The organism is Edaphovirga cremea, from assembly GCF_003332275.1.
Lineage (GTDB): Bacteria > Pseudomonadota > Gammaproteobacteria > Enterobacterales > Enterobacteriaceae > Edaphovirga > Edaphovirga cremea.
This window is the reverse complement of sequence record NZ_QOVA01000006.1, coordinates 53790-68430: the sequence shown is the minus strand read 5'-3', so window position 1 is coordinate 68430 and position 14641 is coordinate 53790. Positions and strand designations below refer to the sequence as shown.

Annotated in this window: 15 protein-coding genes and 2 pseudogenes; 4 read left to right on the top strand and 13 right to left on the bottom strand. The window is 50.4% G+C overall.

What is annotated here, in order from left to right; all coding sequences use genetic code 11:
* Positions 1-25 precede the first annotated feature (25 nt).
* From fliI to fliF, 4 genes are read right to left on the bottom strand one after another with little or no spacing between them, the layout of a single operon-like run.
* Complete coding sequence (gene fliI, locus DRI82_RS10505) at positions 26-1390, bottom strand: flagellar protein export ATPase FliI (RefSeq protein ID WP_114193453.1); 1365 nt, start codon at positions 1388-1390, stop codon at positions 26-28.
* The gene (fliH, locus tag DRI82_RS10500; protein WP_114193452.1) at positions 1390-2097 is read right to left on the bottom strand and encodes a flagellar assembly protein FliH; all 708 of its coding nucleotides are present in this window, start codon (positions 2095-2097) and stop codon (positions 1390-1392) included. The genes fliI and fliH overlap by 1 nt, the downstream gene beginning before the upstream one ends.
* Positions 2090-3082: a flagellar motor switch protein FliG gene (fliG, locus tag DRI82_RS10495; protein WP_114193451.1), complete on the bottom strand. Its 993-nt coding sequence runs from the start codon at positions 3080-3082 to the stop codon at positions 2090-2092. The genes fliH and fliG overlap by 8 nt, the downstream gene beginning before the upstream one ends.
* Entirely contained in the window at positions 3079-4788 is a 1710-nt protein-coding gene (gene fliF, locus DRI82_RS10490) for a flagellar basal-body MS-ring/collar protein FliF (protein ID WP_114193450.1), read from the bottom strand. The genes fliG and fliF overlap by 4 nt, the downstream gene beginning before the upstream one ends.
* A 299-nt stretch (positions 4789-5087) precedes the next feature.
* Between fliF and fliE the strand changes: the two genes are divergently transcribed.
* Positions 5088-5402 (top strand): flagellar hook-basal body complex protein FliE, encoded by a 315-nt coding sequence (gene fliE / locus DRI82_RS10485; RefSeq protein ID WP_114193449.1) that lies wholly within the window; start codon positions 5088-5090, stop codon positions 5400-5402.
* Between the two features lie 51 nt (positions 5403-5453).
* Here the strand turns inward: fliE and DRI82_RS24320 are convergent.
* Positions 5454-5710, bottom strand: a pseudogene (locus DRI82_RS24320) (tyrosine-type recombinase/integrase); the annotation flags it as partial.
* Here DRI82_RS24320 and DRI82_RS10475 point away from each other — a divergent pair.
* Positions 5709-6014 (top strand): annotated as a pseudogene (locus DRI82_RS10475) (transposase); the annotation flags it as partial. The pseudogenes DRI82_RS24320 and DRI82_RS10475 overlap by 2 nt on opposite strands.
* Positions 6015-6080: 66 nt before the next feature.
* Here DRI82_RS10475 and DRI82_RS10470 read toward each other — a convergent pair.
* The 4 genes from DRI82_RS10470 to DRI82_RS10455 are packed head-to-tail and all read right to left on the bottom strand — an operon-like array spanning position 6081 to position 9044.
* Positions 6081-7307, bottom strand: coding sequence for a DUF6056 family protein (locus DRI82_RS10470; RefSeq protein WP_114193448.1), 1227 nt, complete (start codon positions 7305-7307; stop codon positions 6081-6083).
* A complete protein-coding gene (locus tag DRI82_RS10465; protein ID WP_114193447.1) occupies positions 7291-7764 on the bottom strand; it encodes a hypothetical protein in 474 nt (157 codons plus the stop codon). The genes DRI82_RS10470 and DRI82_RS10465 overlap by 17 nt, the downstream gene beginning before the upstream one ends.
* Positions 7751-8689: a glycosyltransferase family 2 protein gene (locus DRI82_RS10460; protein ID WP_114193446.1), complete on the bottom strand. Its 939-nt coding sequence runs from the start codon at positions 8687-8689 to the stop codon at positions 7751-7753. Before DRI82_RS10460 ends, DRI82_RS10465 begins: the two co-directional genes overlap by 14 nt.
* Positions 8658-9044 (bottom strand): GtrA family protein, encoded by a 387-nt coding sequence (locus DRI82_RS10455; RefSeq protein ID WP_114193445.1) that lies wholly within the window; start codon positions 9042-9044, stop codon positions 8658-8660. Before DRI82_RS10455 ends, DRI82_RS10460 begins: the two co-directional genes overlap by 32 nt.
* Positions 9045-9350: 306 nt before the next feature.
* Between DRI82_RS10455 and DRI82_RS24130 the strand changes: the two genes are divergently transcribed.
* Positions 9351-9614 (top strand): hypothetical protein, encoded by a 264-nt coding sequence (locus DRI82_RS24130; RefSeq protein ID WP_211317648.1) that lies wholly within the window; start codon positions 9351-9353, stop codon positions 9612-9614.
* Positions 9615-10236: 622 nt separating this feature from the next.
* Here the strand turns inward: DRI82_RS24130 and yniD are convergent.
* From yniD to fliD, 4 genes are all read right to left on the bottom strand, one after another.
* Positions 10237-10344, bottom strand: a complete 108-nt coding sequence (gene yniD, locus DRI82_RS24315) for a small membrane protein YniD (RefSeq protein ID WP_245956817.1) — start codon at positions 10342-10344, stop codon at positions 10237-10239.
* A gap of 350 nt (positions 10345-10694) precedes the next feature.
* Positions 10695-11057, bottom strand: a complete 363-nt coding sequence (fliT, locus tag DRI82_RS10445; RefSeq protein WP_114193444.1) for a flagella biosynthesis regulatory protein FliT — start codon at positions 11055-11057, stop codon at positions 10695-10697.
* Complete coding sequence (fliS, locus tag DRI82_RS10440; protein ID WP_114193443.1) at positions 11057-11467, bottom strand: flagellar export chaperone FliS; 411 nt, start codon at positions 11465-11467, stop codon at positions 11057-11059. Before fliS ends, fliT begins: the two co-directional genes overlap by 1 nt.
* A gap of 12 nt (positions 11468-11479) precedes the next feature.
* Positions 11480-12904, bottom strand: coding sequence for a flagellar filament capping protein FliD (gene fliD / locus DRI82_RS10435; RefSeq protein WP_114193442.1), 1425 nt, complete (start codon positions 12902-12904; stop codon positions 11480-11482).
* 277 nt (positions 12905-13181) lie between these two features.
* Here fliD and DRI82_RS10430 point away from each other — a divergent pair, with 277 nt between their 5' ends.
* Positions 13182-14549 (top strand): flagellin N-terminal helical domain-containing protein, encoded by a 1368-nt coding sequence (locus DRI82_RS10430; protein WP_114193441.1) that lies wholly within the window; start codon positions 13182-13184, stop codon positions 14547-14549.
* The last annotated feature ends 92 nt before the right edge of the window (positions 14550-14641 follow it).

Sequence of the window (14641 nt, the reverse complement as noted above, 5' to 3'; positions counted from 1 at the left end):
TGCCTCTCTTGGCTAGATCAGCCGGTTATTCTGGCAACAGGGTGCACAAATGTTCACATGCATTGGCGTAATCACTGCGTTCAAAAATTCCCTGTTGTAGAAACTCTTCCATTTGTGGGTAGAGCCGGATCGCCCTGTCGAGCAGGGGATCGCTGCCTGCCGCATACGCCCCCACGCTGATGAGATCGCGGTTACGCTGATAGCTCGCCAGCATTTGTTTAAACTCGCGCACGCGGGCGTAATGTTTTTCGTCAATGAGCGCGGTCATCGCCCGGCTGATGGAGGCTTCGATATCGATTGCCGGATAATGGCCCGCTTCGGCCAGACGCCGTGAGAGCACAATGTGGCCGTCAAGGATGGCGCGCGCTGAGTCGGCAATGGGATCCTGCTGATCGTCGCCCTCGGTCAGGACGGTATAAAAAGCGGTAATCGATCCGCCGCCGGTAATGCCGTTCCCCGCCCGCTCCACCAGCGCCGGTAGTTTGGCGAAAACGGAAGGGGGATACCCTTTGGTGGCGGGGGGTTCACCGATAGCCAGCGCGATTTCGCGTTGCGCCATCGCATAGCGGGTGAGGGAGTCCATGATCAGCAAAACATGCTGGCCCCGATCGCGGAAATCTTCGGCAATGCGCGTGGCATAGGAAGCGCCCTGCATGCGTAGCAGCGGGGAAACGTCGGCTGGCGCGGCAATCACCACGGAGCGTGCGCGACCTTCGTCGCCCAGTATATTCTCGATAAAATCTTTGACTTCACGCCCGCGCTCGCCAATCAGCCCGACGACAATCACATCGGCCTGGGTATAACGCGCCATCATGCCGAGCAACACGCTTTTACCCACGCCGGAGCCCGCGAACAGGCCCATACGCTGTCCCCGGCCCACCGTCAGTAGCGAATTGATGGCGCGCACGCCCACATCAAGCACCTGTTCAATGGCAGTGCGTTGCAGGGGATTGACGGGCGGGGTGATCAGCGTGGCGCGAAAACCGGTGTCAGGGGGCGGCAATCCGTCCAGTGGCTTGGCGCTGCCGTCAAGAACGCGGCCAAGAAGTTGCGGGCCGAGGGGCAGTTGTTTGCTGGCGCTCTGACCTTCGGCGCTGATGCGGGCATAAACGCGCGCGCCGGGCAGTACGCCCTCGACGTCTTCCAGCGGCATCAGAAACAGGCGCTGGCCGTTAAAGCCGACCACTTCGCTTTCCACTTCCTGCACGGTATTACCATCATGGCGCTCGATCAGGCAAGTGGCACCGAGTGGCAATTGCAATCCAATGGCTTCGAGCACCAGCCCGGTCGCGCGGGTGAGACGCCCATAGCGGCGCAGCGCCGGGGTGCGGCGAATGCGCTTTTCGACCTCATCAAGGGACGCCAGCAAGCGGCCAAGGCGCGCGGTCATCATAGATCTCCCGGCGCGGCCAAGCGGCAGAGTTCATGCCAACGCGTGGCAATGCTGGCATCGAGATCGCCATCTTCTGCACTGACTTTACAGCCGCCGGGATGAATCTGGTTGTCGGCCAGTAAACGCCAGTTGTGCAGACTCAGCGTGACCCCCAGTTGCTGCTCAACACGCTCAAAATCCTGCGGATTGACCCGTAACTGCGGCGTACCGGTAAATAGGGGTTCCTGCTGGATAAGTTGCTGAATCTGGGCCAGCAACGCGGTGCCATCGCAAAGCGGTGCCTGGCCCAGGATCTGTTTGGCTGCGGTCAACGCCATTTGCATCAGGCGCGAGGCGATCACGCTATCGAGTGCGTCCAATGTGTGCTGAAACTCGGTGACCAGCCCTTGCCAATGTTCGGTCAGCGGTTTCTGCTGTAATTGTGCTTCCAGCAAACCCTGCTGCTTTCCGGCGTCCAGTCCGGCCTGATAACCTGCGTCGTAGCCTTGCTTTTGTCCCTGCTGGATGCCTTGCTGCAAACCTTCACTCTGAGCCTGCTGACGAAGCGTCGCCAACTCTTGTTGCCAGCCCGGATTCGCCTCGTCCAGGGATAGGCTCACCATTGGCGGGATGACGGCCACCGTTTCCGGCGCATCAGCTTTGGCTGAGGAAAAGTCGTTCAGTTTCCAGGTTTGCCACGGCAGATTATTCAGCGAATCAGACATAGGTATCCTCGCCGCCACCGACCATCATCTCGCCGCTCTCTGCCAGCCTGCGGACAATAAGCAGTATCGCTTTTTGCTCGCTTTCGACCTGGGACATCCGTACCGGACCCCGGTTGGCGAGATCGTCGCGCAGAATATCGGCCGCACGCTGCGACATGTTGCGCAGGAACTTCTCGCGCAATGGCTGTTCGGAGCCTTTCAGGGCGATCAGCAGCGCTTCGGTATCCACTTCCTGCAACAGGCGCTGGATGCTGCGATCGTCGACGTCGACCAGGTTTTCGAACAGGAACATCTCGTCGATAATCTTCTGTGCCAGCTCGCCATCGTATTCGCGCATGGCGTCAATAACGGCCTCTTCCTGCTGGGTTTTCATCAGGTTGATAATTTCTGCCGCTGTCCGTACACCGCCCATTTTGCTGCGCTTGAGATTCTGACCATCGAGCAGGTTGTTGAGCACTTCGGTCAATTCCGCCAATGCGGCCGGTTGAACGCCGCCGAAGGTAGCGATACGCAACATCACGTCATTACGCAAACGTTCGTCGAACTGCGCCAGAATATCGGCCGCCTGACCACGCTTCAGATGCACCAGAATGGTGGCGATGATTTGCGGATGTTCGTCGCGAATCAGATCCGCGGCGATCAATGGCTCCATGAAGTTGAGCGTTTCCATGCCCGACGTGGTTTCGCGAGATTCCAGAATATCTTCCAACAGGCTGGAGGCCCGCTCTTCGCCCAGCGCTTTTACCAGTACTGCACGCAGATAATCGCTGGCGTTGACGCTCAGGGCTGAATATTGCTCCGCATCATCCTCAAACTCGGTCAGCACTTCGCTGAGCTGTTTGGTTGAGATCTGATGAATATTGGCCATTGCGCTACTCAATTGCTGAACCTCGCGCGAAGAGAGGTGTTTGAACACCTCCGCAGCGCGATCTTCGCCCACCGTCATCAGCAAAATGGCGCTCTTTTCCGTACCTGTCAGGCTCATTGGTCGTTACTCATCCATTGGCGGATCACCAGGGCAATCACGCGTGGTTCCTTGTCAGCCAGCTCTTGTATGCGCTGCGTTTGCACTTCTACGCTGACTTTCTGCTGGGAACGGCGACGCAGGGCCAGTTCCTCGGTTGTCGGTTTGGCAATAGGTGATGACTCGTTTTTGTTCGTCGTGGTTGCGGCGGCAGCCAGAACCGCCTGTTGCATTTCCTGCTGTTTACGCAGTTGTGGGCGAATCAGTTTGCGCCACAGGAGCCAGGCGACCAGCAGGATCAGCAGATAGCGCCCGGCATTGATCAACTGATCAAAGAAAGACTGCTGTTGCCAGAATGGCAATTCAGCGCCGCTCTCCTCGGCTTGGATAAACGGCGTGTTGACGACGTTGAGGGTATCGCCGCGATTGGCAGAAAAACCCATCGCCTCGCGAACCAGTGAATCGATCTGCTTGAGTTGGCCTTCGTTCAACGGCTGGGTTTTACCGTCCGCGCCATTGACGTAGTTCACCACGACCGCCACGGACAGGCGCTCTACGTTGCCTGCGCTGTGCTGGGTATGGCGGATGGTACGGTCGACTTCGTAATTGATGATTTCATCACGGCGATTGCTTTCAGGTACGTTGCCGCGAGCACTGGTTGCGGTCGCCGACGCAGCACCGCGCGCAGCCGTGGCAGGCTTTGCCGCCGCGCCGGTGCGTGCCGTTGCTGGCGTTTCTATCGGTGCAGTGGCTGCCGCCGTCGGTTGATTGGAAAGGGCACCGGGGATGCCACCGACTTGCAGGCCACCGACTTGTTCGCTGGTACTCAACTGCTGGGAACGAACGGCGGTTTTTTCGGGTGATCCATTGGGTTGGTACTGCTCGTCGGTCTGTTCCCGACTGGCGAAATCGACCTGTGCGGTTACCTGCGCATGGACATTACCGCTACCGACCATCGGGGCAATGATGGCTTCGATGCGTCGTTGAAAGCGGCTTTCAACTTCGTTGGTATATTTGAGCTGGGTGGCATTGAGGAAACGTTCACTGCCTTCAGTTTGTGTCAGGAGATGACCATTCTGGTCAACGACCGTGACGTTGCCCGGCGGTAATCCTGCCACGCTGCTTGACACCATGTAGACGATAGCGTTGATTTGACCGTCATCCAGCGCACGACCCGGTTGCAAGGCGATCGTCACGGAGGCGGAAGGGGATTTTTGCTCACGGACAAACAGTGAGGGTTTGGGCATGGCGAGATGAACGCGGACGCTTTGCACCGGCCCGAGCGTTCCGATAGTTCGTGAAAGTTCGCCTTCCAGTCCGCGCTGATAGTTGATTTGTTCGCTGAACTGGCTGATGCCGAACTTTTCCTGATCGAGCAATTCAAAGCCAACTGCTCCACCTTTCGGCAAGCCCGCTTGCGCCAGACGCAGTCGCGTTTCATAGACTTTATCGGCGGGGATCAGCAAGGCTCCGCCATTATCGGCAAAGCGATAGGGGATGTTCATTTGGGTGAGCTGAGTCACTATGGCTCCGCCATCTTTATCACTGATGTTGCTATAAAGGACGCGGTAATCCGGACTTTTCGCCCACAGCATCAGCGCAACGACAATCGCGACCGCCGCCGCCCCGGCGATCAATAGCGGTATCTTTGGATTCGCACGCAGGCGATTTATCAACGCGGACAACCCATTCATGCGGTTATCACTGCTGGCTGCCGAAGCACTCATACTTGCTCCCAGCCACGCAGAACAATATTGGTGATGTTTTGTAGCAAAACAGACTCCCTGATACGACTCGCCGTCGAGCCTCGAAAGGCACTCGTCTGGAGAATAGGAATTTTCCCATTTTTTAGGATTGCCATTATTCTCTGGGAGAGGGGAATTCGATGGCTCGATAAGCCGGTGTTTTTGCAGTTAATTAGCCGCTTTATTCGAAAAAGCCTGTGGTAGGGTGTCGCAATCGAAAAAGAGTTTGGCCGCCCAGGATATTTGCGCCTTGTTGGCGGCTTTTTTTACAGGTGAACATCATGGCATTACAAGGTATTGAAGGCGTACTGCAACAGATGCAGGCCGCGGCACTGCAGGCCGGTAACAACCCGCAAAGCAATCCGGCAATGGACGCCGGTTTTGCCAATGACTTGAAAGCAGCGATTGGCAAGATCAGTGAAACGCAGCAAGCGGCACGCACCCAGGCACAAAAATTTGAACTCGGCGAACCGGGTGTGGCGTTGAACGATGTGATGGTCGATCTGCAAAAATCCTCGGTATCATTGCAGATGGGGATTCAGGTAAGAAACCGCCTGGTCGCGGCGTATCAGGATATTATGAATATGCAGGTGTAGGGAGTCTAACTTTCTGAATAAGATAGGTTTGCTGATTAGCTCGCTTTGGTGTGGGACAAATTCGTTGAGTTTTTCGTTCAGAAGGTTCCTTTGCGTCTCGTCGTTATCCTTCATCCAGGATCCATACACCTGATAAATCATCTGAGCATTTGCATGGCCCATCTGGTGGCAATGAAGTTTGGGTTTGCGCCAGCGGACAGTGACCAGCATGCATAAGTATGCCGGGACTGATATGGCTTGCGATAAGTCAGCCCGGCTTTTCTTATTGCTGCTCTCCATGTCTGCGGCAGAGAAGATACCGTGTAGTTGAAAAGCACATACCGAAGTGCCAAAAACATTACGCTGATTGTTGATAATTACATCATTCACAAGAGTAAAGAAACGTTGAAGTGGTTGCGGCAGACCCCGAAGTTTATTGTTATTTATCAGCCAGTTTACTCACCGTGGGTAAACAGGATAGAGCTCTTGTGGTTGGCTTTACATGAGACAGACACACGCAATCACTGTTGCCGGACTATGTGGCAATTACTGAAAAATGTGGGTCAGTTTATGAACGCAGCCTCACCATTCCCAGGTAATAAACCGGGCTTAACAAAAGTGAAGCGGTATTAGGCGCAGGTATTTAGGAGAGATCGCAATTTACAGGCAATAAAAAGGCCCTGATGGGCCTTTACTTTTTTACTTCATAATCCTTCTAATATTGAAGAGGCTATAAGAAATTAAACATATGTTGAATACATATAATACCCTTTCACCCGATGCATAAGCAGTCGGAGATAAACCGATCGCAATGGTGACGAGACAACCAGTCATTAACGTTATGAAAGCCCTGTAATCTCTTTCGCCATCGTTACGCTCAATTGACCCCGCAGCCATGCAAATTAGAGTAATCAGATAGAATAAATAGCAGCCATAAATTTTTAGGCTACCAAAATTGACATTATAAAATTTTCCGTAATATGTTAGATAATCAATATCTTTCATATAGAAAGATAATGATGTCATGCTCAATACTAGAGATGTGACAGAAAATAAAATGCAAATTTTACTGAGAAAATCATTCCTGCCACACCTAACAATGAATAGCAGAAAGATAAATAGTGATGCAATAAAGCAGATGTTCCTTCCATACGAAATATTCTCTACCAGCCTATCCACTCCAATTATAGCCTTCTGAAGCATATTCATATCAGCGATCTGAGGCATATATCTTGCTGCCTCAACCGAGAATCGTGAAGCAGATCCTGGGCTGAGCAATGTTAACGCCGAGCCTGATAAAACGATGATATAGGCAACAATTAACGCTCTTTTGCTTACCCTTTTTTCCATGTTGACAAAGTATAGAAAAGGCAGGGTTACAATCAGAAACACAGCAACTTGCTCAGAAGATGTTGCGATAAATGAGAGTGCTAAAGAAACAGATAAAAGTGCTACCTTTCCAGACGGAGAGAGCAACACCTTTATTAAAAAAAGCGCACAGGTTGTGGGGAGTAGGTAGTTATAAAATCCTGTCACCCACCACTGAGCGTCCCCTGCAACTGGAGCATTCATAAGTAGAAGAGAAGCCATTACAAGTGGGACGCCAACCTTTGATGACAGCTTTTCTTTCAGGGTTATTGACCAAAGGAGAATTGATGAAATAATGAAACACACAGGTATCATTATTTTCCAGAATACATGAACGGTTATCGTCGATACCATTATGCCTTCAATTACAACCCTCCCACTCCACGTTTTATATCGGTGGATGAGGTAGTCAACAAGAGAGATGTTGTCCAGAGCGTGAGAAAATGTTACGTCATCCGCATAAGTCATTAGTCTCATTTTGCAGGCAATAATTATGCCGACTATCAGCACAGATGCATAAAGCAACCACGATGACAAAGTTTTATTGTTTGCATTCATAACTCAGAACCTTAGTAACTTTCCCGCTGTTGTCTCTAATGTAGAAATTAAATTCTGCACTATCGTTATAATCAACAAATTTTTTGCTGATAGATACGTTAAAACCCACCTTGTCAAAGGCATCAGTCCTAGAGAAAATCTGTGAGACATCACCTCTTGCGAAAGTGAACAATGGAAGGGTGAACTCTTTTTTATTCGTCTTGGCTGTTATTATTAGTTTTCCCTCGCGAGGGTAGGTACCGTCAAACATCCAGCCTTTGACAAATAGCGTGTCGCCTTTTGTACCGCAAGAGTCGACGCTGTATTTTAGATCGGTTTTCATTTCGTATTCACTATGAGATGAGAACAATTGAATTTTGTTCCACGAAGAAAATGAAATTACTAACACAGCTATGCATAATGAAACCAGAGTGACAAAAATCACCCTTGGGTTAGAGGCGTAGTTATAAGCCTTCACTGTTCTCTCCATTGGTATTTTTAACTATATATCTTGGCCTTTGCTTGGTTTCTATATAAATCCTGCCAATATACTCACCAAGTACACCAATTCCGATAAGCTGAATGCCGCCAAGGAAAAGAATTGAAACAAGTATTGATGGATAGCCGGCTACAGGGTTGCCCCATATTACCTTATCGACGATCATCCACAAACCGTAGATAAATGACAGCGCAGCAACGAAGAAGCCGATATAAGTCCAGATTCGAAGGGGGACGGTAGAAAATGATGTAATACCCTCCAGCGCCAGATTCCAGAGTTTCCATCCGTTAAACTTCGATTCACCTATGTAACGCTCTGCTCTGACATACTCGACAATGTCAACCTTGCCTCCTACCCACGACAGAACGCCTTTCATGAACAGGTTTCTTTCGGGAAGTGATTTAATGTGCTCGACTACGCCGCGAGACATGAGGCGAAAGTCCCCTACGTTCTCCTCGATTTTTGGCGAGCTGATTTTGTTGTGAAGCCGGTAAAACCACTCGGCAGTTTTACGCTTCATATGTCCGTCAGTGCTTCTGTCTATGCGCTTAGCAAGCACCATGTCGGCACCCGCCTTCCAGCGCTCAATTAGTCTTGGAATCACCTCAACGGGGTCCTGAAGGTCAACATCAATAGGGATGATAGCGTCCCCGCTGGCATGCTCAATACCGGCAAAGAGGGCGGCCTCTTTACCAAAGTTTCTTGTGAAAAAAACGTTCTCTACCAATGGGTCCTTATCTTTAAGTTCCTTCATGAGGACCGAGGTGAAATCCGTACTTCCATCGTCAATAAAAACAATCTCAACATCATACTTATCAAGCCCCTTTAGGTGCCTGACCTCCCTGTAGAAATGCTTGATTGCATCTTCCTCATTAAACATCGGGACAACTAAAGATATTTTCATTTTTCTCACTGAAGATTATGTATTTTGAATATAGGAACCCGCATACCAGGCTTATTCCTGAGAAGAGAACAAGTGTTGCAACCGGGTTAATCTGGAGGCGATCCGCATAGCTGCCGATCAGAGTGGCTATCATCCCCATGAAGAAAACGTACATCATGTATCTGATGGTTGTTGCCTCTGCACTAAATGTCCATCTGGCGTTCGCAAAGAATGAAAACGTAACGGCTACACAGAAAGCTATGAAATTTGAAAGGGACTGTGACTGACCGTTTTTTATGCAGATAGCGAAAGTAACCCAATGAATCAGCGTGTTTAAAATACCGATGGTCATGTATTGGGTGAATAATTTTGACATAGCAATACCCAGCTCAGAAGATGCGGAATTTTGTCATTGAGGGGGGAAATTATCAAGGAATCGTTACCCTCACACAGAAAAGCAGGAACAAAAAAAGCCCGGCGACCGGGCAATGACTCAACCGCCCCTGTCTGAGCAGGTTGCGGGGTGGGTGATTTGAGATTAGTCACTCCACTTACAACGCGCCAAACAAAAAAACCTTTCCCCTCAGTGCCTTTACAAATCTGTGATCCGACCCGCCTTGATCAAAACTACCATTCGATATTGCTGCTTATTCATACAGTGTTTATCGGGGGAGGATCTATCATGGCAAGAGAGAGTGACATCAGACCAGCGTTCGTAAAGGCGATATCGCGTGACAGCAAAGGGCATCTGATAGTAACTACCGGTGCATTCCAGAAAGAGCTGGATGATGTGAATCACGTCTGGACGATCCGGTATTATCAGACGTTCTTCTATTACCAGGACGGAGAGACGATAGACGGAGAGGGTCTTGAGGGGGTAGTCGTGCTGGGGAAGGTGACTGTGACTGTGCTGGCTGTTTATGAGCCGTACCGGTCGACTCACTGAATAGAGGCCCATGGGACACCTATGGGACAAAAATTGCCGCAATCTTACTTAATCTGCGCCAACGGACAAGTAAGTGATTGTGGCAATGCTCTGCTGGTGCACGATCTGGACTATCTCTTTGTTGGCTCTTAAATTCCTACCAGCGCATTATGAATATGCAGGTGTAGAGTAGTTATATATTTGATATTGATGATGAAATATATTTTCCATTATGCATTGAGGGCATGGTGGGGAGAAGAAGGGTATAGCAAGACGCGGGTATCAGTTGAGTATCAGCCAATACGCTAAATAACCTCACACTGAAAATTCAACCCGCCATCAGGAGGTTTTTTTGTTGAATATATCAAGCAGGCCAGGTTGACGAGAAACTTAAAAACCTGAATGCGAACGAGCCAAGAAATGTCTGCGCAGTGCATAGATTGCAACTGCAGCCAAGACGAGCGCTGAAATTAATAGAATAATATTCATACAGACCTCGTGACTACAATGTTACTCATATGTGTATGGCCTGTAGTGAATGTGAATATCAAGGGTGCAAGCGAAGCAGTGTGATAGAGGTTGAAAATATCGAATTTTCCGCTGTTGAATATGGACAGAATCGCTTAAACGCACGAACACAAGATTATCCCCACAGCATCGCGGCCCAGCGCAGCAGCAATAAAGCGCCGCAGATACACACAAGTATCAGGAACATCTTCCAGTGTTTTTTTAACATGCGTTTGGTAGCGATAAATCCCCCGATGGCCGATGCCTGTATCAGGCATTGAAGTTACAGCAATAATAGAATGAAACCGCCAGCAAGAAAATCCTTACTTTTACAGGCTCTGATCGAGTCGCCCAATTTTGCTTTGCGATGAAAAAGAGTGTTGTGGTCTTCCTTTACCTGCTGTTGCATAACGGAGAACAGTAGGGTTGGTGAATACAGGGAATCTTTTCATCACTTGACCGAATGTGTACGTTCACAGAGATATTGTTTATCAACGGATTACCGCTAAATAGCAGGTATTGGAGCGAAGAACATCTGATGGGCAAGGGACCGTTTGGGTGTAACGATCCCTTTTCCTGAATTTTTCAGCAGCATTACTGCGGCTCGCCCTGCATCAACGAGTGGTCGGCAAATAAGCCGTAGGTGGTATTTATTTCCCGACTCCGGCTGGAATGGCCCATTAACTCGATGAGTTTATCCAGCCGGGTCTGCAAGAGTCTTTTGATTTCAGACTCGTTCTCCAAAACACCTCTAAGTGTCAACCGAATCGTCTCCTGCACCCTCACGGACATATCTGTTGAGAGCGGTAACCGTGCCGTAGCCTCGACCATTTTGGCATAGCTGACTTCCTGCTCTACCAACTCATCCCAACGTTCTTCCCGCGCAATCACGAGCATTTGCTCACTCAAACCGAGGATCAACTGATATTCTGTAATAAGGTACTGGTGACGATCCATTATTGCGGGTCCTGAGAGGGTTGATAGTTAGGGCCGATTTGCCGCCAGGCATCGGCTATATTATTCAGCAGTACCTCAACTTCCGTAATGGCCTCAAGGTCGTTATGTAAGTTGGCATGCAATAAACGGCGAGACATATATTCATAGAGCGTTTCCAGATTCCCGGCCAGCTCACCACCTTGTTCCATATTCAGCCCCGCCCGCAAACCGCTATCAATAATATTGATAGCTTTGGACAGCGCATTTCCCTTGCCAGCTATGTCACCTTGCTCCATTAGGATTTTGGCGCGAAGCAGGGCGCTTTGCGCCCCATCGAACAACATGACGATCAGTTGGTGCGGGCTGGCGCCCATGACCGCGCTTTCCAGACCTATCTGTGCGTAGGCTTGTACACCCGAACGGTTATACATGGTCCATCCTTATCAGGAACTCAGCGCGTTGAATTGCTGGGTCAAATATGTTGCCGTGTTATTCAGCTTGGACATCAAGGTATCAAGTTGCGTGAACTGCGCTTTGTAGCGCGCAATATTGGCGGTGATACTGGTTGTAACGGCTGCTGACTGATCGGTGAGTTTTTTTATGGTGCTATTGATACCATTCGTGGCGCTGACAATAGCGCCTTTGTCCGTATCCAGCATTTTGGTCAACAGCGTGTTGTATTGTGTGGCAAAGCCCGTCTCTTTACCGTCACCCGCAAAGAATTCAGTTACGCTGGCGGGCTTTTCATCCAGTGCTTTATTCAGCTTGGTGGTGTCGATTTGCAATTTGCCCTTGATGTCCTGGGTAATACCCAGACTGGCCAATGTCCCATAGTCGCTGACGGCCTGCACATTCGAAAGCTGGGAGCGTAACTGGGTCTGGATAGTGCGCAATGTGCCATCACCCAGTAAAGCCCCGTTGCTGCTCGACTGGTCATCACTGCCTTTGTCGACAGCGGTATACGTGGTTTGCGATGCAATGGTGGTTTGCAGTGAGTTATAGGCATCCACCCAGGCTTTAATGGCGGTGACTGTCGCGGTGCTGTCTTTCCCAATGGTGAGCTGTTCTGGTGCATCTGCCTTGGTTTCGGCTTTTAAATTCAGCGTGACCCCATTGGGTGCATCGGTAATCGTATTGCTGCTGCGTGAGATGGCGACATTATTTACTGTGAGTTGTGCATCTTTTGCTGCAACTTTCTGGGTCATGCCATTGCTGGTATCCGTGGCATCACCGTTGAAACCCATGATCCCCTGCAACGCATCATCACCCGTAACGCTGATGGACATTGCCGATGACACGCCGGTATCACGCGACGTCAACGACAGGTAATAGCTGTTATCGTCGCCCTTGATAATGCTGGCGTTGACATTGCCTTGCTGTTTGTTGATGGCATCACGAATCCCGGTCAGTGAGGTCTGATCGTCGGTTAGCGTCACCGTCAACGGCTTTTTTTGACTGTCTTGCGTAATGGTCAGGGTGCGTGAACCTGTGCCATCCGTTGTTGCGCCAATTTTATCGCTGCTGCTGGCGACTTTTTGTGACAGTAGCGACTGGGACTTTGCCAACTGGGTCACCGCAATGGTGTAACTGCCTGTTGCCGCGGTGCTGTCAATCGTTGCCGTGAATGCGGTGTTAGTGCTGGTCACCGACGTTTTTGCAATGCTGTCCGCTTTCTGCAAGGCAGCCGCAGCAGTCTGAACTTTTTCCAGGGCGCTTTTTACGATGCCAAATGAGGTTAGTTTTGCTTTGTTTGCCGTCTGCTGCGCAGTAATTGGCGTCAAACGCTCCTGTTCGCTGGCACTTAACTGATCCAACAGATTGCTGAGACCGAGATTTGAGCCGACGCCGAGAGCACTGATACTTGCCATTATCTTTCCTTATATTCAAGTGTCACTACGGGGTTTATCGGCAGTCATGGCAGGAAGTTTATACCCGAGTAAAAAAGTTGATCGCCAGAATAGCCTGCCTGGAGGGGGTCTATTTGGGATTTCAGTAAAAGTGATCAGTGAGGAGCGGCGGGCTGGAGAAAATAATTCGCATTCGGACTAAAGGTATTGGGTTTGCCTCCGATACTAGCTTGGACGGTGATGACGCCGTGGGCAGAAAGCCCGAAACCATAAACCAGCGAATTAAGGAATTTATACTATGGCGGTAATTAACACTAACAGCTTGTCTCTGCTGACTCAGAACAACCTGAACAAATCCCAGTCATCCCTGGGCACTGCTATCGAGCGTCTGTCTTCTGGTCTGCGTATCAACAGCGCGAAAGATGACGCTGCCGGCCAGGCGATTGCCAACCGTTTTACCTCCAATATCAATGGCCTGACCGTTGCGGCCCGTAATGCCAACGACGGTATCTCCCTGTCGCAGACTGCTGAAGGCGCGCTGAGCGAAATCAACAACAACTTGCAGCGCGTTCGTGACCTGACCGTCCAGGCACAAAACAGCTCCAACTCTGCTTCTGACATCGACTCCATCCAGTCTGAAGTCAACCAGCGTATGGAAGAGATCAACCGCGTTACCAAGCAAACTGATTTTAACGGCATCAAAGTTCTCGACAACCGTACTGGCGATGCATCTACCTACAAATTCCAGATCGGTTCGCAAGATGGCCAGACTATCGGTATTGATATCGGCGCAAGCGCTGGCTGGAACCTGGCAACTGCCGGTGCCAATGATACTTCCAGCGAAGTTATCAATAACGGCAAGGTCATTGCCACTGCTCAGACTGACTATAATACAGCCGTTTCTGTGGTCAAAAATGCTGCCTTAACCGCTATACCGGCGGCTGCAACAGGCGCGGAAGTCACAACTTCTATCGGAGCATACAAGACGGCCGTTGGCGCTGCGGGTGTGACTGCGGACGACATTAAAACCGCCAACGCGGACCTGCTTACAGCAGCGAAACTGGATGCCAATACCGATATCAGCGCCAGCAGTGATTTAGGCAAAGCGTTGGCCGCATACCAGACTGCATTTGCGGATGGTGCCACTGACATTCCCGCACAAACAGCGGCCAATACTGCATTGGACACGGCTTTAAACGCGGCTGGAACTGCGCAACATGACAAAGCCGTCAAAGACATTGATAGTTCAGCACCCGTACTTGCGGCTAAAACAGCGGCAGAGAAAGTGGCTACTGAAGCTGGTGCAATGGTCAACGGCAACTTCCGTAAGGTTGAAGCTGAGGGTTTTGACGTACTGAAAGGCAAAGTTGATGGCACTACGGGGGTTGCTACGGGCAAACCACTGGAAGTTATCGATGCGGCACTGAAAGCTGTTGATACCCAACGTAGCTCACTGGGTGCATCGCAGAACCGTTTTGAGTCCACCATCACCAACCTGAATAACACCACCAACAACCTGACGTCTGCACGTAGCCGTATTCAGGATGCTGATTATTCAACCGAAGTGTCCAACATGAGCCGAGCACAGATCCTGCAACAAGCAGGTACGTCTGTTCTGTCCCAGGCTAATCAGGTTCCACAGACCGTTCTGTCCCTGCTGCGTTAATTCGCGCTTCTGGTATGGCCTCAACCCTGCTTCGGCGGGGTTTTTTACATCAACTGCCGTTATTCAGGTCACATCTACGCGATTAACCCTGC